At 73.5% G+C, this 17,373-nt stretch carries 15 protein-coding genes and 1 pseudogene; 9 read left to right on the top strand and 7 right to left on the bottom strand.

Annotation, left to right across the window (positions count from 1 at the left end; translation table 11 throughout):
- From ACH4K4_RS16170 to ACH4K4_RS16180, 3 genes and pseudogenes are all read right to left on the bottom strand, one after another.
- Positions 1-1,589, bottom strand: a pseudogene (locus ACH4K4_RS16170) (APC family permease).
- Between the two features lie 45 nt (positions 1,590-1,634).
- A complete protein-coding gene (locus ACH4K4_RS16175; RefSeq protein WP_398167803.1) occupies positions 1,635-2,588 on the bottom strand; it encodes a hypothetical protein in 954 nt (317 codons plus the stop codon).
- A 227-nt stretch (positions 2,589-2,815) separates the two neighbouring features.
- Positions 2,816-4,471, bottom strand: coding sequence for an FAD-binding dehydrogenase (locus ACH4K4_RS16180; RefSeq protein ID WP_398167805.1), 1,656 nt, complete (start codon positions 4,469-4,471; stop codon positions 2,816-2,818).
- Between the two features lie 250 nt (positions 4,472-4,721).
- Here ACH4K4_RS16180 and ACH4K4_RS16185 point away from each other — a divergent pair, with 250 nt between their 5' ends.
- From ACH4K4_RS16185 to ACH4K4_RS16210, 6 genes are all read left to right on the top strand, one after another.
- Positions 4,722-5,639 carry an MBL fold metallo-hydrolase gene (locus ACH4K4_RS16185; protein ID WP_398167806.1) on the top strand — a complete coding sequence of 306 codons (918 nt, stop codon included), beginning with the start codon at positions 4,722-4,724 and terminating at the stop codon, positions 5,637-5,639.
- A gap of 97 nt (positions 5,640-5,736) precedes the next feature.
- Positions 5,737-6,267, top strand: a complete 531-nt coding sequence (locus tag ACH4K4_RS16190; protein WP_398167807.1) for an NUDIX hydrolase — start codon at positions 5,737-5,739, stop codon at positions 6,265-6,267.
- A gap of 57 nt (positions 6,268-6,324) precedes the next feature.
- Entirely contained in the window at positions 6,325-6,735 is a 411-nt protein-coding gene (locus ACH4K4_RS16195) for a YidH family protein (RefSeq protein ID WP_398167808.1), read from the top strand.
- A 3-nt stretch (positions 6,736-6,738) separates the two neighbouring features.
- The gene (locus ACH4K4_RS16200; protein ID WP_398167809.1) at positions 6,739-7,077 is read left to right on the top strand and encodes a DUF202 domain-containing protein; all 339 of its coding nucleotides are present in this window, start codon (positions 6,739-6,741) and stop codon (positions 7,075-7,077) included.
- 134 nt (positions 7,078-7,211) lie between these two features.
- Positions 7,212-8,279, top strand: a complete 1,068-nt coding sequence (locus tag ACH4K4_RS16205; protein ID WP_398167810.1) for a phosphotransferase family protein — start codon at positions 7,212-7,214, stop codon at positions 8,277-8,279.
- Between the two features lie 9 nt (positions 8,280-8,288).
- Entirely contained in the window at positions 8,289-9,503 is a 1,215-nt protein-coding gene (locus tag ACH4K4_RS16210; protein WP_398167811.1) for an acyl-CoA dehydrogenase family protein, read from the top strand.
- 27 nt (positions 9,504-9,530) lie between these two features.
- Here ACH4K4_RS16210 and ACH4K4_RS16215 read toward each other — a convergent pair whose 3' ends face one another.
- The 3 genes from ACH4K4_RS16215 to ACH4K4_RS16225 all read right to left on the bottom strand — a co-directional run bounded on the left by ACH4K4_RS16215 (position 9,531) and on the right by ACH4K4_RS16225 (position 12,638).
- Entirely contained in the window at positions 9,531-10,127 is a 597-nt protein-coding gene (locus tag ACH4K4_RS16215) for a TetR/AcrR family transcriptional regulator (protein ID WP_398167812.1), read from the bottom strand.
- 64 nt (positions 10,128-10,191) lie between these two features.
- Positions 10,192-11,847: a class I adenylate-forming enzyme family protein gene (locus ACH4K4_RS16220; RefSeq protein WP_398167813.1), complete on the bottom strand. Its 1,656-nt coding sequence runs from the start codon at positions 11,845-11,847 to the stop codon at positions 10,192-10,194.
- The gene (locus ACH4K4_RS16225) at positions 11,844-12,638 is read right to left on the bottom strand and encodes an SDR family oxidoreductase (RefSeq protein ID WP_398167814.1); all 795 of its coding nucleotides are present in this window, start codon (positions 12,636-12,638) and stop codon (positions 11,844-11,846) included. Before ACH4K4_RS16225 ends, ACH4K4_RS16220 begins: the two co-directional genes overlap by 4 nt.
- A 183-nt stretch (positions 12,639-12,821) precedes the next feature.
- Here ACH4K4_RS16225 and ACH4K4_RS16230 point away from each other — a divergent pair, with 183 nt between their 5' ends.
- Both ACH4K4_RS16230 and ACH4K4_RS16235 read left to right on the top strand, forming a co-directional pair.
- Positions 12,822-14,150, top strand: coding sequence for an exo-beta-N-acetylmuramidase NamZ domain-containing protein (locus ACH4K4_RS16230; RefSeq protein ID WP_398167816.1), 1,329 nt, complete (start codon positions 12,822-12,824; stop codon positions 14,148-14,150).
- A 101-nt stretch (positions 14,151-14,251) separates the two neighbouring features.
- A complete protein-coding gene (locus ACH4K4_RS16235) occupies positions 14,252-15,265 on the top strand; it encodes a methyltransferase (protein ID WP_398167817.1) in 1,014 nt (337 codons plus the stop codon).
- 10 nt (positions 15,266-15,275) lie between these two features.
- Here the strand turns inward: ACH4K4_RS16235 and ACH4K4_RS16240 are convergent, their stop codons facing one another.
- A complete protein-coding gene (locus ACH4K4_RS16240) occupies positions 15,276-15,704 on the bottom strand; it encodes a hypothetical protein (protein ID WP_398167818.1) in 429 nt (142 codons plus the stop codon).
- 230 nt (positions 15,705-15,934) lie between these two features.
- On the opposite strand from ACH4K4_RS16240, the gene ACH4K4_RS16245 reads away from it, so the two are divergent.
- On the top strand, positions 15,935-17,260 hold the full coding sequence (locus ACH4K4_RS16245; RefSeq protein WP_398168029.1) for an MFS transporter: 1,326 nt from the start codon (positions 15,935-15,937) through the stop codon (positions 17,258-17,260).
- The last annotated feature ends 113 nt before the right edge of the window (positions 17,261-17,373 follow it).

Below are 17,373 nucleotides of genomic sequence, written 5' to 3' on the forward strand. Positions count from 1 at the left end.
TCAGCTCTCCTCGCGCAGGGTCGGCACCGGCGGCACGCTCGCCGCCTTCTCCAGTTGGAACGCCTCGTTGCCCAGTCCGATACGGGCGTGGACCTCCGGCCGCCGGGCGCGCAGCACCCGCCCGTACCCGAGCCCGACCACGGCCGCCAGGCCGATGACGCCGGGCAGTGCCCAGCTCGGTGCCGAGCCCTTCTCGGCGCCGACCAGCACGCCGAAGTCCTTGACCGCGTAGACCAGTACGGTCAGCAGTCCGAGCGCGGCCAGCCCCGCGGCCAGCAGCCGTCCGGCCTGGGCGCGGCCCGCTCCGCGCCGCAGGAAGAAGGCGATGACCGCGACGGACGCGGTGGCCATCAGCACGATCACGCCGAGCGCGCCCACGTTGCCGCCCCAGGTGAACAGCTTGAGCACGGGGTGGCCGGGTCGCCGTCCGGCGTCCGGTCGGTGAGCGCGAAGGCGCCCACGACGAGCAGCGAGATGACGGACTGGAGCAGCGAGCCGAGCGCGGGCGCGCCGCTGGACTTGGCGGTGCGGCCGAGGGCCGCGGGCAGCAGGCCCTCGCGGCCCATGGCGAAGGCGTACCGGGCGACCACGTTGTGGAAGCTGAGCATCGAGGCGAAGATGCCGGTCACGAAGAAGACGTGCAGGATGTCGGTGAAGGTGCCGCCGAGGCGCGGCCCGGTGAGGGCGAAGACCAGGTTGGGGCCTTCCTTCCCGGCGGCGGCCACGACGTGGCCGGGGCCGGTGGCGACGCCGATGAGCCAGGAGCTGAGCGCGAAGAAGACCGCGACGAAGCCGACGGCGAGGAACATCACGCGGGCCACGACCGTCTGCGGCCGGCTGGTCTCCTCGGCGTAGACGGGGGCCTGTTCGAAGCCGACGAACGCGGCGACGGCGAAGCACAGCGCGGTGCCCAGGCCCGCGCCGCCGAGGGTGGCCGGGTCGAAGGCGTGCAGCGACAGGCCCTGCGGCCCCGGGTCGGTGGCGAAGGCGACGTCGAAGACGACGATGAGGGCGACCTCGGCGGCGAGCAGCACACCGAGCACCTTGGCGTTGAGGTCGATCTTCAGCGCGCCGAGGACGCCGATGACGGCGACGCCGAGCAGGGCGGGCACCCACCAGGCGACCGTGCTGCCCAGGTGCTGGTCCAGCAGCCCGGACACCTCGAAGCCGAAGATGCCGTAGATGCCGAACTGGAGGGCGCTGTAGGCGGCGAGCGCGACGAAGGAGGCGCCCGCGCCCGCCGTGCCGCCGAGGCCGCGCGCGATGTAGGCGTAGAAGGCGCCCGCGTTGTGGACGTGCCGGCTCATCTCGGCGTAGCCGACGCTGAACAGCGCCATCACCACGCCCAGGATGACGAAGAGCAGCGGCTGTCCGACGATGCCCATGACCTGGTACGTGGTGACCATGACGCCGGCCACCACCATCAGGGGCGCGCTGGCGGCCAGGACGGACAGGAGCAGGCCCGGCGTGCCGATGCGGCCGGCCCGCAGGGCCCGCTCCTGGCCCTTGAAGGTGCTGATCTCCCCGGGGCCTTCCGGTCTTCCCGTGCGTCTCGGGCGGCGCTGCTTTCCCGTACTGCTCGTGAGCATGGCGCGAAGGTGTCCTCTCCGTGGAGTGCGGCGAGTGCGAGTGCGTCAGGCGGTGCGGAAGGCGGTGTCGCGCGCCGCCTTGAAGGCCTTGCGTGCGTCCCGGTCCGGATAGGACCACGGCACGGCGGTGACGTGCGGGCCGATGCGGTGGAAGAGGGCGGCGGCCTCGGCCATCCTCCCCTCGTGGTACTTGGCGTGGGCGAGGAAGTTGAGGTCCACCTTGCGGCGCGGGTGGCCCTCGCCCTCCCACTCCAGCCACCAGTCGAAGGCCGCCTTCATGACCTGGCGGGCACGGCGGGAGGACCAGTGCCCGGAGGCCGCGGGGTCCGCGGGTTCGAGGCCGGCGGCGGCCAGCGCGCGGTAGCGCTCCGCGTGCGCGACGACGGGCAGGATCGCCAGCGGCGAGTCGGCCGGGGCCTGTTCGGCGGCCCAGTAGGCGAAGTCGTAGACCTGGTGCAACGGGTCGCCGGCGCCGCCTTGGTGCTGCTCGGCCAGGCAGGCGGCCATCAGGTGGTGCGCGTGGTGGTGGTCGGGGTGCCGGGCCCGTACCTGGTCGAAGGCGTGCTCGCGTTCGTCGGCCGTGCCGGTGCGGCGGGCGAGTATGAGCGTCCCCAGCCACGGTGTGGGATCGCGGGGCGCCATGCGGGCGGCGACGCCGCAGGCCTCGCGGGCGGCGTCCGCGCTGCACTTGCCCCGCAGCGCCTGGAAGACGAGGGCGCAGGCCAGCAGGGCGGCGGCGTCCGCGCTGTCGGGTTCGGCGAGGCGCCAGTCACCGGCCCAGGCGGCGCCGGCCGGGCCTTCGCCGAGCACCACCAGCCGGTGGCCGCGCAGGTCCCAGTCCGTGCCGGTGTCGGCCAGCAGCGTACGGACCCTGACCCACCGGCCGTGCGCCAGCGCGTCGACGGAGGCGGCGAGTTCGACGTCGTCCAGGGCCGGGTCGAGGACCAGGGAGTCCTTGCGGCGGGATCTGCCCAGCGGCGGGGGCGGCGGAGGGGTCACGGGCAGGAACACTCCACGACGCGCTTCACCTCCGGGCGCGCCGCATCCGGGGCGCGCATGTGCGGAATTCGGCGGACCGGCCCGCACCGTCGGCCGACTGGTCCACACCACTGGGTCACGCACAGCAAAGCGGCAGTCACAGCTTCACGTCAAGGCTGTCCGGAGAATGTCCGGAAACTCAACTCCCTTGCCTGTCAACACACTTGTCAATAAGAGCGGGTGACGTTTCAGCCCACCGCCCGCGCCGCCGCGCGCCCCGCCGCGCGCCCCGAGAAGATGCAGCCGCCCAGGAAGGTCCCCTCCAGCGACCGGTAGCCGTGGACGCCGCCGCCCCCGAAGCCCGCCGCCTCTCCGGCCGCGTACACGCCCGGCAGCGGCTCGCCGCCCTCGGTCAGCACCCGCGAGGACAGGTCGGTCTCCAGGCCGCCGAGCGTCTTGCGGGTGAGGATGCTCAACCGTACGGCGATCAGCGGCCCGGCCTTGGGGTCGAGCAGGCGGTGCGGTGACGCGGTGCGGATCAGCCGGTCGCCCAGGTACCTGCGCGCCCCGCGCATGGCGGTGACCTGGGAGTCCTTGGTGAAGGAATGGGCGATCTCGCGGTCGCGCGCGACGATCTCACGGCGCAGCTCGGCCTCGTCGAGCAGCGGCTCCTTGGTGAGCTGGTTCATCCGCCGCACGAGGCCGCCGAGCGTGCGCTCGACGACGAAGTCCGCTCCCCGGTCCATGAACGCCTGCACCGGGCCGGGCGCGCCGGGCAGCGGCCGCTTCAGCACCTCGCGTACGCTGCGGCCCGTCAGGTCCGGGTTCTGCTCGGACCCGGAGAGGGTGAACTCCTTCTCGATGATCTTCTGCGTGAGCACGAACCAGGTGTGGTCGTAACCGGTGCGCATGATGTGTTCGAGGGTGCCGAGCGTGTCGAAGCCGGGGAAGAGCGGCACCGGCAGCCGCTTGCCGCGCGCGTCCAGCCACAGCGGCGAAGGCCCTGACAGGATGCGGATGCCGTGCCGCGGCCAGATCGGGTCCCAGTTGTCGATGCCCTCCGTGTAGTGCCACATGCGGTCCCGGTTGACGATCCGGCCGCCGGCCGCCTCGGTGACGCCGAGCATCAGGCCGTCCACGTGGGCGGGCACCCCGGACAGCATCCGCTCCGGCGGCGTGCCCAGGCGCTCCGGCCAGTTGGCGCGCACCAGCTCGTGGTTGCCGCCGAGGCCGCCCGAGGTGACGATCACGGCCTGCGCCCGCAGTTCGAAGACGCCGGCCACCTCGCGGCTGCTGGGCGTGCCGCGTTCGGCGGCCGACGGCTCCAGCACCTCGCCGGTGACGGTGTCGACCACGCCCGCGCTGCGCGCCAGGCCGGTGACGCGGTGGCGGAAGCGCAGCTCCACCAGGCCGCGCGCCACCCCGGCCCGTACCCGCCGCTCGAACGGCGCGACCAGCCCGGGCCCGGTGCCCCAGGTGATGTGGAAGCGGGGTACGGAGTTGCCGTGCCCGGTGGCCTCGTAGCCGCCGCGCTCGGCCCAGCCGACGACCGGGAAGAACCGCACGCCCTGCCGGTGCAGCCAGGAGCGCTTCTCGCCCGCGGCGAAGTCCACGTACGCCTCGGCCCACTGGCGCGGCCAGTGGTCCTCGGGGCGGTCGAAGCCCGCCGCGCCGAGCCAGTCCTGCCAGGCCAGCTCGTGGCTGTCGCGGATGCGCAGCCGCCGCTGCTCGGGCGAGTCGACGAGGAAGAGACCGCCGAAGGACCAGTGCGCCTGGCCGCCGAGGCCGGTCGCCGGCTCCTGGTCCAGGAGGATCACCTTGCGCCCCGCCTCGGCCAGCTCGGCGGTGGCCGCGAGCCCCGCGAGACCCGCTCCGATCACGATCACATCAGCGTCGTAGGCCATGTCCGCCAGCTTCTCTCCTCGCCGCGGCGCGCCGGAGGGCCCGGCCGCCATCGTGGGTACCGATCCTCAGTGCGGCCGGGCGGGGCGTCAACCGGGGGTGGCGGCCGGAGCGGATACGGGAGTTGCGGGGTGGGGTGAGAAACGGTCGGGCCGCAACCGGCAACCCCCCGCCCCCCTTCCTCTTTGCGCCGCCGTCGCGGTACCTCTTCGTACGAACCCCGCACAAGCCGCCCGAAAGGTGAGGCATGCCATGAAGAACGACGCCCGCGGCCCCTCCCGCACGCGAACCGCTCCGGACGACGCCTGGTACGTCGACGACCGCTGCACGAACTGCGACGTCGCCCGGCAACTCGCCCCCGACCTCATCGCCGAGCGCGGCGGGCGCTCCGAGATCGTCCGGCAGCCGCGCGACGAGGCGGAGGAACGGCGGCTGCACGCCGCCGCCTTCGCCTGCCCCACCCGCTCCATCCGCCACCCGGCCCGCCGGCTCGACCCGGCGCTGGACCCCTACCCCATGCCGCTCGGCACCACCGACGTGCTGCTGTGCGGGCACAACTCCCAGCACACCGCGGGCGCCAACTCCTACCTCCTGCGCCGGCCCGGCGGGACGCTGATGATGGTGGACACGCCCCGGTGGAGCGAGCCGCTGGCGGCCCGGTACGAGGCGCTCGGCCCCGTCACCGACGTACTGCTCACCCACCGGGACCACGTGGCGCACGGCCGCCGCTACGCCGACCGCCTCGGCGCCCGGCTGTGGATTCACGAAGGCGACCTGGACTCCGTACCGGAGGCCGATCACGTCCTGCGGGGCACCGGGACCACGGAGATCGCCGACGGTGTGCTCGCCCACCCGCTGCCGGGGCACACCGAGGGCAGCGTCCTGTACGTCGCCGACGAGCGCTACTGCTTCAGCGGGGACAGCTTCTACTGGTCGCGCACGACCGGGGACGTCGAGGTGGCGGACAGCGTCACCTGGTTCTCCATCGAGGCGCTGGCCGCGTCCCTGGCCCGTACCGTCGGCCGGCTGCGCTTCGAGTGGCTGCTGCCCGGCCACGGCGGCCGCAAGCACCTGCCCGCCGCCGACATGGCCGACCGGATGCGCCGGCTGGCCGCGCGCACCGGGCAACTGCGGCCGCGGCCGGTCGACTTCACGGCCGTCCGCTGGTGAGACGCGGTGGGCGAGACGCGGCGCCCCCGCGCCACGGGCGGTGCCGCGCGCTCCGCCCTGCGGCGCGGCGGCCCCCGCGGGCTGGTTGCATGGGGGCATGAACCGACAGCAACCACTGAGCGCGGACGAGATCGTCGACGTCGTCAACGAGAGCGACGAGGTCGTGGGGCAGGCCCGGCGCGGTGACGCGTACGCCCACCGGCTGCGGACCCGGTGCGCGTTCATCCTCGCCCGCGACGCCGAGGACCGGATCTTCGTGCACCGCCGTACCGCGCAGAAGCTGGTCTTCCCCTCGTACTACGACATGTTCGTCGGCGGCGTGGTCGGCGCGGGCGAGACGTACGACGAGACGGCGCTGCGCGAGGCGGAGGAGGAGCTGGGCGTGACCGGCCTGCCGCAGCCGGTCCCGCTGTTCAAGTTCCTCTACGAGACGCCCGAGCACACCTGGTGGTCGGCGGTCTACGAGGTGCGCTGCACGCTGCCCGTCCGGCCGCAGGAGTCGGAGGTGGCCTGGCACGCGTTCCTCAGCGACGAGGAGCTGGAGCGGCGCATACCCGGGTGGGAGTGGACGCCGGACGGCATGGCCGCGTACCGGCGGCTGCTGGAGTGGCGGGCGGCCCGGGAGTGACAGCCCCCGGGCACTACGGGCAGGGGGCCGGCCGGGGCACCGCGTAGGGTGCTGGCCATGATCCTCACCGACAGGCTGCGGTCGATCGGCGCGGGCGTACGGCTGTGGTTCACGCCCGCGCGCGTCCGCGAGGAGGGCGCGACGCCCGACTACCGCTTCTCCCTCGCCAACGAGCGGACCTTCCTGGCCTGGCTGCGCACCGGGCTGGCGCTGGTGGGCGGCGGGTTCGCGGTGGACCAGTTCCTGCCCCGGCTGCACGACGTGCCGCGGGTGGCGTTCACGGTCGTCCTGCTGGTGGGCGGCGCGCTGTGCGCGGTGCGGGCGGTGAACCACTGGGTGCGCTGCGAGCGGGCGATGCGGCGCGGCGAGGACCTGCCCGCCTCCCGCTTCCCGGCCGTACTGGCGGTCGCGGTCGCCCTGCTCGCGGCGGCGATGGTCGTGCTCGTCGCCGTCGGCTGGACGCGCTGACCGATGGCCGGTTCCCTGCCGCCGGAGCAGCCGCGCCCGGCCCGCGATCCGGGCCTGCAACCGGAGCGCACCCGCCTCGCCTGGCGGCGCACCACCCTGTCCTGCACGCTGGTCGCGATCCTCGCGGGGCGCCAACTGGTCCAGCACCGCGCCCCGGGGCCGGTGGGGGTGGTCGCGGCGGCGCTGGTGATGGTGGTGTGGATCGCGTTCGTGGCGGCCGCGCACGTCCGGATGCGGGCGATGGGCGCCGGCCGCCCGCCGGCCCTGGCCGCCCGCACGGCCCTGGCGCTGGCCGCCTGCACCTGCGCGCTGGCGGTGCTGGGCGCGGCGATCCTGATCTGAGCCGGGCCGTTCGGCCCTGTCCGGCTGCGTGACCCACACCCCACACTCTCCCTCTGGACGCCATACCGACTAGTCGGCATGATCGTAGCGGCCGTCCGCCCGGGGCGGCCGTCCCTTCCGTACGGAGGAGCACGATGAGCAACGGCACCCCTCCCACGCCCCCGGCCCGGCCGGCGCCCCCGGGCCTCGACCTGGAACGGCTGCGCGAGCACCTGGACCGGGAGCGCCCCGGGTTGGTGCGGGGCCCCCTGGCGGCCGAGCTGATCGAGGGCGGCCGGTCCAACCTCACGTACCGGATCACCGACGGCACCGGCCGGTGGGTCGTCCGGCGTCCGCCGCTCGGCCACGTGCTGGCCACCGCGCACGACATGCGGCGCGAGTTCCGGGTGATCGGCGCGCTGCACCCGACGGCGGTGCCGGTGCCCGAGGCGCTGCTGCTGTGCGAGGACGAGGCGGTCCTCGGTGCGCCGTTCTACGTGATGGAGCTGGTCGAGGGCGTGCCGTACCGTACGGCCGAGCAGCTCGGCGCGCTCGGCCCGCAGCGGACCCGCGGCGTGGTGCTGTCCCTTGTCGACACGCTGGTGGCGCTGCACGCCGTGGACCCGGCGGCGGTCGGCCTCGGCGACTTCGGGCGGCCCGACGGCTTCCTGGAGCGTCAGCTGCGGCGCTGGGGCAAGCAGCTGGCGGCGTCGAAGAACCGCGACCTGCCGGGCATCGACGCGCTGCACGAGGCGCTGAGCGCGGCACTGCCCGCCTCCCCCGCGCCCGCCGTCGTGCACGGCGACTACCGCCTGGACAACGTCCTGGTCGGCGACGGCGACCGGATCACGGCGGTGCTGGACTGGGAGATGTCCACGCTCGGCGATCCGCTGACCGACCTCGGGCTGCTGGTGATGTACAGCGAGCAGGAGGACGTCCCCGGCTCGCCGATCGCCACGACGTGCGGCGCGCCGGGCCACCCGGAGGCGGCCGAGCTGATCGAGCGGTACGCGGCCGGGTCGGGGCGGGACGTGTCCGGCATCGCCTGGTACACGGCGTTCGCGTATTTCAAGCTGGCCGTGATCCTGGAGGGCATCCACTACCGCTTCACGCTCGGGCAGACCGTCGGCGCGGGCTTCGACCGGATCGGCGAGCTGGTGCCGGTCTTCATCGGCCGCGGCCTGGCCACCCTCGACACCCTGACGACCGCCAAGGAAGGCTGAGGCACGCTGATGGACTTCGCATTCGACGCCCGTACCGAAGAGCTGCGGGGCAGACTGCTGGCCTTCATGGACGAGCACGTGTACCCGGCCGAGGCGGTGGCCGGCGAGCAGCGGGCCGCGCTCGCCTCACCGTGGGACACCCCGCCGGTCGTGGAAGAGCTCAAGGCGGAGGCCCGCAAGCAGGGCCTGTGGAACCTGTTCCTGCCGGACGAGGAGTACGGCGCCGGCTTGACGAACCTCCAGTACGCGCCGCTGGCCGAGATCACCGGCCGCAGCCCGCAGCTGGCGCCGACCGCGCTGAACTGCGCGGCGCCGGACACCGGCAACATGGAGGTGCTGGCGCAGTTCGGCTCCGAGGAGCAGCGGAAGCAGTGGCTGCACCCGCTGCTGGCGGGCGAGATCCGGTCGGCGTTCGCGATGACCGAGCCCGACGTGGCCTCCTCCGATGCCACCAACATCGAGACCCGTATCCGGCGGGATGGCGACTCATATGTCGTCAACGGCCGCAAGTGGTACATCTCCGGCGCGATGAACCCGCTGTGCCGGATCTTCATCGTGATGGGCAAGACCGACCCGGACGGCGCCGACCCGCGCCGCCAGCAGTCGATGGTGCTGGTCCCGCGCGACACCCCCGGCCTCGAAGTCCGCCGCGCCATGCGGGTGTACGGCTACGAGGACCACTACCACGGCGGCCACGCCGAGGTCGTCTTCCACGACGTCCGCGTACCGGCCGGGAACCTGATCGGCGAGGAGGGCGGCGGCTTCGGCATCGCGCAGGCCCGCCTCGGCCCCGGCCGCATCCACCACTGCATGCGGCTGATCGGCATGGCCGAACGCGCCATCGAGCTGATGTGCCGCCGCGCCGTGACCCGTACGGCCTTCGGCAAGCCGCTGGCGCACCAGGGCGTCGTACAGGGGTGGATCGCGGACGCGCGGGTGGCCGTCGAGCAGCTGCGGCTGCTGGTGCTGAAGACCGCCTGGCTGATGGACACCGTCGGCAACAAGGGCGCGCACACGGAGATCCAGGCCATCAAGATCGCCACGCCGCGTACGGTCGTGGACATCCTCGACCGGGCGGTGCAGCTGCACGGCGCGGGCGGCGTCAGCCAGGACTTCCCCCTGGCGGAGCTGTGGGCCGCGGCCCGTACGCTGCGCCTCGCCGACGGCCCGGACGAGGTGCACCAGCGGTCGCTGGCGCGCCGGGAGCTCAAGCACTACATGTAGGCGGCAGGCCGTGCGGCCCCGGGGGTCTCACGGCCGCAGTGCCCGCAGCAGCAGGTCGGCGAGGTGGTCGGCGACCTGCTGCGGCGTGAGCGGGCCGTCCTCGCGGTACCAGGTGCCCAGGTGGTGCACCGACCCGAAGTGGTAGTCCACGACCAGGTCGGCCGGGGTGGCGCTGCTGAACACCCCGGCGCGCTGGCCCTCTTCGACCAGCGCGCGGAACCGCTCGTGGTAGCGCCGCCGCTCGGCCCGCACCTGCTTGTCCTTCTCGGGCGCGAGGTGGTGCATCGAGCGAAAGAAGATCTTCGTGTCGTCGAGGTTCTCGATGGTGGTGACCACGACGTCGGCCGCGGCGTCCCGCAGCCGCTGCTCCACGGGCGCGTCGGCGCAGGCGAAGTGGTCCAGCCGCTCCTGCTGGAGCCGCAGCACCCGCCCGTACACCTCGTGCAGCAGGTCGTCCTTGGAGCCGAAGTAGTGGTAGAGGGCGCCCTTGGTGACGCCTGCGGCCTCCACGATCTCCTGGACGGAGGTGCGGTCGTAGCCCCGCTCGGCGAAGAGCCGGGTGGCGGTGGCCAGCAGCCGCCGTGCCACGGGTTTGGTACTCCCGCCGTCCGTCGTGCCGGCCATCGCGCTCACCTGTCCCTTGTGCGTCGTGCGTCGTGTCGTTGCGTGGTGCCCGCAGCGGGCGCGGTCAGCCGCGCCCGCGCAGCTCCCGCCTGAGGATCTTGCCACTGGTCGTCTTCGGCAGGTCGGGCAGGATCTCCACCTGCCGCGGATATTTGTACGCGGCCAGCCGCTCCTCGCAGTACCCGGCCAGTTCGTCCGGCTCCGCGTGCCGCCCGGGCCGCAGGCTCACGTACGCCTTGACCGACTCGCCCCGGTAGGCGTCCGGCACGCCGACCACCGCCGCCTCGCGCACCGCGGGGTGGCCGTACAGGACGTCCTCGACCTCCCGCGGCCACACCTTGAACCCGGAGGCGTTGATCATGTCCTTCTTGCGGTCCACGACGTACAGCCAGCCGTCCGGGTCCATGAAGCCGATGTCGCCGGTGCGCAGCTCCCCGTCCGGCAGGGTCTCGGCGGTGGCGTCCGGGCGGCGCCAGTAGCCGGGCACCACCTGCGGGCCGCGCACCGCGATCTCGCCCTGCTCGCCGAACGGCACGTCACGCCCCTGGTCGTCGACGATCCGGACGACCGTGTCGGGGCCCGGCACGCCGACCGCGAGCGTGCCGGAGGCCGGGTCGACGGGCGCCTCGCGGCCCGGCGGGACGCTGGCGCACGGCGCGGTGCACTCGGTCAGCCCGTAGCCGTTGTGCAGGTACGGCCCGAAGGCCGCCCGGAACTTCTCCACCAGCGCGGGCGGCAGCGGCGCGCCGCCCGAGGAGAGGGTGCGGAACGACGCGAAGTGCTCGCGGGTCACCCCCGGCTGGGCCGTCAGCGCCATGTAGGCGGTGGAAGGGCCGACCGTGTAGGCGGGCCGGTGCTCCAGGAAGGCGTCGAGGACCACGCCCGGCTCGAAGCGGTAGGCGAGCGCGAGGGTGCCCGCGTTGGCGAAACTGGCGGCCAGCTCGCAGACCATGCCGGTGATGTGGAAGAGCGGCGCCAGCGCGAAGTACGTCGCACCCTCGGGCAGCGCCAGGCCGGTGCGCTGCCGCTCGGCGTTGTAGGCGATGTTGCCGTGGGTGTTGACGGCGCCCTTCGGGGTGCCGCTGGTGCCGGAGGTGTAGCTGATGAGGGCGGTGCCCGCGGCGGCCGGCGGTGCCACGCCGGGTGGCTTGCCCTCGTACGCGCGGGCCGCCGCCAGCAGGTCGTCGGCGCCCTCGCGCGGCCCGAGCCGTTCGCCGCGCAGCACCCGGACGTCGTCGCGGGTCTGGAGGCCGAGTTCACAGGCGGTCAGGGCGATGCGTACGGAGGGGGCAGCGGCGGCGGTCGCGCGCAGGAAGGCGTCCCAGGCGCGGTCCGCGCAGACGATCGCGGTGACCTCGGCGTCGGTGAGGACGTGGGTCGTCTCGGCCGACTTGTACATGGGATTGACGGGGACGACGATGCCGCCCGCCTTCCACACGCCGAGCACCGCCAGCACGAAGTGCGGAGTGTTCTGGAGCATGATCGCGGCCCGGTCGCCGGGCCGGAAGCCGCGCTCCGCCAGGTGCCCGGCCACGCCGTCGCTGAGCGCGTCGGTCTCGGCGTAGGACAGCCGGCCGTCGAAGTAGGCGAGGGCGGTACGGTCCGGGGCGCGGCGGGCCGCGTCCTGGAAGGCGTGCAGCGCGGAGGGGCGCGGGCGCACGGGCGCGCGCTGCGCCTCGGTGAGCTGTGCCAGCCACGGCTTGTCCTGGTAGGTGGTCATCGGCTCGTCCCCTCGGCTTCCGGCGTGCGGCTCCCGGCTTGTTCCAGCTTCCGCTGGAGGCGGTTCATGCCACCCAACCAGTGCTCGGTGTCGGCGGCCCGCGCGGTGTAGTACGTGGCGACATCCGGGTGCGGCAGCACCAGGAAACGTTCCTCCGCCATCGCCGCGAACAGCGCGTCGGCGACCTCGGCGGGCTCGATCGCGGTGGGGGTCAGCACCAGCTCCCCGGCCGCGCCGGTGCCGCCGAGCATGTCGGTGCGCACGCCCTGCGGGCAGATGGCGTGCACCGCTATCCCCCGGTGCCGGTACGTCAGCGACAGCCACTCGGCGAAGGCGTACGCGCCGTGCTTGGTGACGCTGTACGGTGCCGCGCCGACCATGGTGAGCAGGCCCGCCGCCGACACGGTGGACACGAACCGGCCCGCGCCGCGCTCCAGCCACCCGGGCAGCAGCGCGCGGGCGGCCCGTACGTGCGCCATGACGTTGACGTCCCAGGCCAGCTCCCATGCCGCGTCCGGCGCCTCGGGGCCGCCGCCGGTGCCGACCCCGGCGTTGGCGCAGAAGACGTCGACGGTCCCGCCGAGCGCCTCGCGGGCCGCCGGCACGACGGTGGAAGCGTCCCCGGGCACGGCCACGGCGCCGGTCTCCCGCGCCGTCCGCTCGGCCTTGGCCGCGTCCAGGTCGTTGACCACGACCCGAGCGCCCGCGGCGGCGAAGCGGCGGGCCAGCGCGGCACCGATGCCACCGCCCGCCCCGGTCACCACGACTGCCTTGTCCCGTACGGCTTCCACCAGCGGTCTCCCTCGGTCGCCCATGACTCGACTGCCAGGCAGACTAACCAGTCGGTATGCCGGAGTGGAAGGGCGCGGGCCCGCCCGGCGGCCCGGCGCGCGGCGCGCCGTCCACCGCGTTCCCCCGGAGGCCGCCGGGCGTTAGCGTGCGCACGACACTGCCCTGACGGCGGAGGTGGACGCATGACCCTGTCCAGACGGAATCTGCTGGCCGCGACGGCGGTCACGAGCGTGGTGGGTGCGATGGGAATGCCGGACGAGGCGGCTGCGGCAGGAGAGCCCGAGGGAGCGTACGGCGCCGGAGCGGCCGAGGGGACCTCCGGCCGCCCCCGCCCCCGCCCCCGCGTCCGTACCGGCTTCGACCGCCTGGCCGCCGACGGCTACGCGCTCCTGTCCGGCCGCCGGGTCGGCGTCGTCACCAACCCCACCGGCGTCACCCCGGACGTACGCCACATCGTCGACGTCATGCACGCCGACGACCGGGTGGACCTCGCGGCCGTCTTCGGGCCCGAACACGGCTTCCGGGGCACGGCGCAGGCCGGCGGCTCCGAAGGCAGCTACGAGGACCCGGCCACCGGGCTGCCCGTCCACGACACGTACGGCAAGAGCGGCCGGGCGCTGGCCGGCATCTTCACCCGGTCCGGCGTGGACACGGTCGTCTTCGACATCCAGGACGTCGGCGCGCGCTTCTACACCTACATCTGGACCCTGTACGACTGCATGGTCGCCGCCGTCCTGGCCGGCAAACGCCTCGTCGTCCTGGACCGCCCCAACCCGGTGACGGGACGCGCCGCCACCGGCCCCGTACTGGACCGCGCCCTGGCCTCCGGAGTCGGCCGCGAACCGATCGCGCTCTCACACGGCATGACCGTGGCCGAACTGGCTCTCCTGTTCAACGCCGAGTTCGTGCCCCGCGCGGCGGGCCGGGCCGCCGACCTGGACACCGTACTGATGACCGGCTGGCAGCGGACCGGCTTCTTCGACGCGACCGGCCTGCCCTGGGTGCCGCCGAGCCCCAACATGCCCACCCCGGACACCGCCCTCGTCTACGCCGGCACCTGCCTCTTCGAAGGCACCAACCTCTCCGAGGGCCGGGGCACCACCCGCCCCTTCGAACTGCTGGGCGCGGACGGCATCGACCGCCGCTGGGCCGCCGCCGCCAACGAGGCGGCAGCGGACGTCGGCCTCCCCGGCGTCCGCTTCCGGGAGGCGTACTTCGCCCCCGCCTTCTCCAAGTTCCAGGGCAAGACCATCGGCGGCGTCCAACTGCACGTCCACGACCGGGAGGCCTTCGACCCGGTCCGTACCGGCATCGCCCTCCTGATCACCGCCAAGCGGACCTGGCCCGGTTTCGCCTGGCGCCCCGACCACTGGATCGACAAGCTCACCGGCACCCCGCGCGTACGGACGATGATCGACGCGGGCGCCGGTGTGCACGAGGTGGCCGCGGCCTGGCACGACGGCCTGGCGGGCTTCCGCCGGACGCGGCGGCGGTACCTGCGGTACCGGTAGCCCCGCGCGGTGCACGGGCGGCGCAATGTGCCCTGGTGGCGCCCGGGGCGTACGGCCATGGTGGAAGCCCCGACCTCCGCTCACGGAAGGGCCGCGCCCCCATGCCCACCACGCCGCACTCCCCCGCCGTCCGGCTCACCGAACACGCCCTGGCCTACCTCCACTCCGCCGCGCTGCGGGCGGCGGCGCTCCTCGGCGTCGCCGACCACCTGGCCGACGGCCCGCGCACCGCCGAGGAACTCGCCGCCGCCACCGGCTCCGACGCCGCACACCTGCGCCGCGCCCTGCGCCTGCTGGCAACGCGCGAAGTCTTCCGCGAGGACGAGACGGGCGCCTTCCACCTCACCCCCGCGGCCGACCCCCTCCGCTCCGACGCCCCGTCCTCCCTGCGGGACGCCGTCGTCATGCTCACCGACGAACCCTTCTGGCGGCCGGCCGGGCAGCTCGCGGACACCGTCCGTCGCGGCCGTACCGTCTTCGAGGACCTCTTCGGCGCGCCCTACTTCGGCCACCTGGAACGCGTACCGGAAGCGGGCGCCGTCTTCGACACCGGCATGGCCGGCCTCGCCGAGAGCGAGAACGGCCCGATCGCCGCCGCGTACGACTTCCCCGCCGACGGCACGGTCGTGGACGTCGGCGGCGGACGCGGCGGCCTGCTGCGTCAGGTCCTGCTGCGCAACCCGGCCCTGCACGGCATCCTCCACGACCAGGAACCGGTCCTGCGCCACCACACCCTGGACACCCCCGAACTCACCGGCCGCTGGCAGACCCACCCCGGCGACTTCTTCGCCGCCGTACCACCCGGCGCCGACGTCTACCTCCTCAAGCGCATCCTGCACGACTGGAGCGACGACGACTGCGTACGGATCCTGCGCGCCTGCCGCACCGCCATGACCCGGCCCGGCAGCCGCCTCCTGGCCATCGACGCGGTCGTCCCCGCGGGCAACGCCCCCCACCCCGGCAAGACCATGGACATCCTGATGATGACCTCCCTCGACGGCCGCGAACGCGACGAACCCGCCTTCCACCGGCTCCTCACCGCCGCCGGCCTGGAACCGTCCCGCACGCTCGCCACGGACTCGACGCTCTCGATCGTGGAGGCGGTGGTGGCGTGACGAGGCGGCGTCAGGAAGCCTTGTGGAAGTCGATGCCCAGCGCCGACTCCACGTCCACCGGTACATGCATGCCGTGCCGCGCCCCCGGGCCGTCCACTTCCAGCTCGGTCTCGCGCTCCCCGCGTCCGGCGGGGATCGTGATCTTGACGGCCTGGTCCACGAAAATGTCCGGCCTCCTCGGCAACGACCACGTGCCCGTGCCGCTGATGGTCGAGCGGTAGTCGTATCCGCTGTAGGCGGTGGGCATATTCGTCGCGATCGCCGTCCCGTCCTCGCGCAACGTCACCTGCGCGCCGCGAGGCCCTGTCCAGGTACCGACGATGTCACGCGGCTCCGCACTCCCCGGCCCCCACTCGACGAACAGGTAGATCAGGCCGAAGACATTCAGCAAGCCGACTACCAAGGAGACCACGATGGCCACCCGAGCTACGTATTTCATCAGGCCGACAACTCGCCTTCCCCGTAAAAATCCCCAGGTCACGCCCTATGTCGAAAATCGTACTCATCCGAAAAATCAGTGCACGGCCGCCCCTCCCACCCTCCCGCCGCCACCTCCCCTGTCTCAACAGCCAAGACACCGCATCCCACCTATTGACTGGCCCGGCGTGCCGCGTGACAGTGCGGCTCGTGCACAGTGACGCGACATCAGCAGCCGTACCGGCGGGCGGCATCCCGGCCGCGAAGGCCACGCCTCCGGGCGAGGACGCCCAGGCGCCCGGCTTCGCCACCGGCCGGGAGAGCCTCCGCCGGGTGGCCGTGGCCTCGTTCATCGGGACCGCCATCGAGTTCTACGACTTCTACATCTACGGGACGGCCGCCGCGCTCGTCCTCAACCAGGCGTTCTTCCCGACGCTCGACCCGGTCAACGCCACCCTCGCGTCCTTCTCGACCTACGCGGTGGCGTTCGCGGCGCGGCCGATCGGATCGGTCGTGTTCGGTCACTTCGGGGACCGGGTGGGACGCAAGTCCGTACTGGTGGCCTCACTGCTGCTGATGGGCCTTTCGACGGCGCTGGTCGGCCTGCTGCCCGGCTACGGCACGCTGGGCGTCTGGGCGCCGCTGCTGCTGATCCTGCTCCGCTTCCTCCAGGGGATCGGGCTGGGCGGCGAGTGGGGCGGCGCCGCCCTGCTGGCGGTCGAGCACGCGCCGAAGCAGCGGCGCGGACTGTACGCGGCATTCCCGCAACTGGGCCCGTCCGTAGGGTTCTTCGCCGCGACCGGGGTGTTCTGGCTGCTGTCCGCCGTACTGGACGACGGCGCGTTCCGGTCGTGGGGGTGGCGGGTGCCGTTCCTGCTGTCGTTCCTGCTGGTGGCCGTCGGGCTGTTCGTACGACTGAAAATCAGCGAGACACCGGTCTTCGCGAAGGTGATGGACGCCCACGAGGCCAGCCGGGCCCCCGCACTGGACGTGCTGCGCCGCCACCCGCGCGAACTGCTCCTCGGCGCGGGCGGCATGGTCGTCGCGTACGGACTCTTCTACACCGCGACCACCTACTGCCTGTCGTACGCCACCGGCACACTCGGCGTCTCCCGCAACACGATGCTCGGCCTCTCGCTCGTCGCCTGCCTCTTCCTGGCGGCCGGCACCTGGCTCGCCGCCACCCGCTCGGACGGCGCGGGCCGGCGCCGGCTGGTGCTGGCCGGAACCGGGCTCTCGGTGATCTGGGGAATGATCCTCTTCCCGCTGCTGGACACCGGGCAGCCGCTGCTCATCGCGGTGGCGGTCGGCGGCGCGCTGTTCTGCATGGGCGTGGTGTACGGCCCGATGGGCGCCTACCTCCCCGAACTGTTCGGCACGACGGTGCGCTACTCGGGCGCCTCACTGGCGTACAACCTGGGCGGCGTACTGGGCGGCGCGGTGTCCCCCCTGGTCGCCACCCGCTTGCAGGCGGCCTTCGGGTCCGGCTCCGTGGGGTGGTACGTGACGGCGATGGCGGTGGTGTCACTGGCCTGCGTACTGGCCCTCCCGGAAACCCGGGAGCGGGAGCTCGGCTGAGGCCCCGGCACACGGCCGCCCGGGCGCGCCGCCGGGAATCGGTCGTGCGTGGCGTATGGCCGGATCCGTGTGGCCGCAGGACGATGCGCTGCACACGGCGGCGTGGTCCGGAA

This window comes from Streptomyces sp. NPDC017529 (assembly GCF_044329785.1).
Taxonomy (GTDB): Bacteria; Actinomycetota; Actinomycetes; order Streptomycetales; family Streptomycetaceae; genus Streptomyces.

Bases quoted from the DNA above. Each gene is read 5' to 3' on its own strand.
- ACH4K4_RS16180 (WP_398167805.1), bottom strand. From the start codon at position 4,471: ATGGCCTACGACGCTGATGTGATCGTGATCGGAGCGGGTCTCGCGGGG.
- ACH4K4_RS16185 (WP_398167806.1), top strand. From the start codon at position 4,722: ATGAAGAACGACGCCCGCGGCCCCTCCCGCACGCGAACCGCTCCGGAC.
- ACH4K4_RS16190 (WP_398167807.1), top strand. From the start codon at position 5,737: ATGAACCGACAGCAACCACTGAGCGCGGACGAGATCGTCGACGTCGTC.
- ACH4K4_RS16195 (WP_398167808.1), top strand. From the start codon at position 6,325: ATGATCCTCACCGACAGGCTGCGGTCGATCGGCGCGGGCGTACGGCTG.
- ACH4K4_RS16200 (WP_398167809.1), top strand. From the start codon at position 6,739: ATGGCCGGTTCCCTGCCGCCGGAGCAGCCGCGCCCGGCCCGCGATCCG.
- ACH4K4_RS16205 (WP_398167810.1), top strand. From the start codon at position 7,212: ATGAGCAACGGCACCCCTCCCACGCCCCCGGCCCGGCCGGCGCCCCCG.
- ACH4K4_RS16210 (WP_398167811.1), top strand. From the start codon at position 8,289: ATGGACTTCGCATTCGACGCCCGTACCGAAGAGCTGCGGGGCAGACTG.
- ACH4K4_RS16215 (WP_398167812.1), bottom strand. From the start codon at position 10,127: ATGGCCGGCACGACGGACGGCGGGAGTACCAAACCCGTGGCACGGCGG.
- ACH4K4_RS16220 (WP_398167813.1), bottom strand. From the start codon at position 11,847: ATGACCACCTACCAGGACAAGCCGTGGCTGGCACAGCTCACCGAGGCG.
- ACH4K4_RS16230 (WP_398167816.1), top strand. From the start codon at position 12,822: ATGACCCTGTCCAGACGGAATCTGCTGGCCGCGACGGCGGTCACGAGC.
- ACH4K4_RS16235 (WP_398167817.1), top strand. From the start codon at position 14,252: ATGCCCACCACGCCGCACTCCCCCGCCGTCCGGCTCACCGAACACGCC.
- ACH4K4_RS16240 (WP_398167818.1), bottom strand. From the start codon at position 15,704: ATGAAATACGTAGCTCGGGTGGCCATCGTGGTCTCCTTGGTAGTCGGC.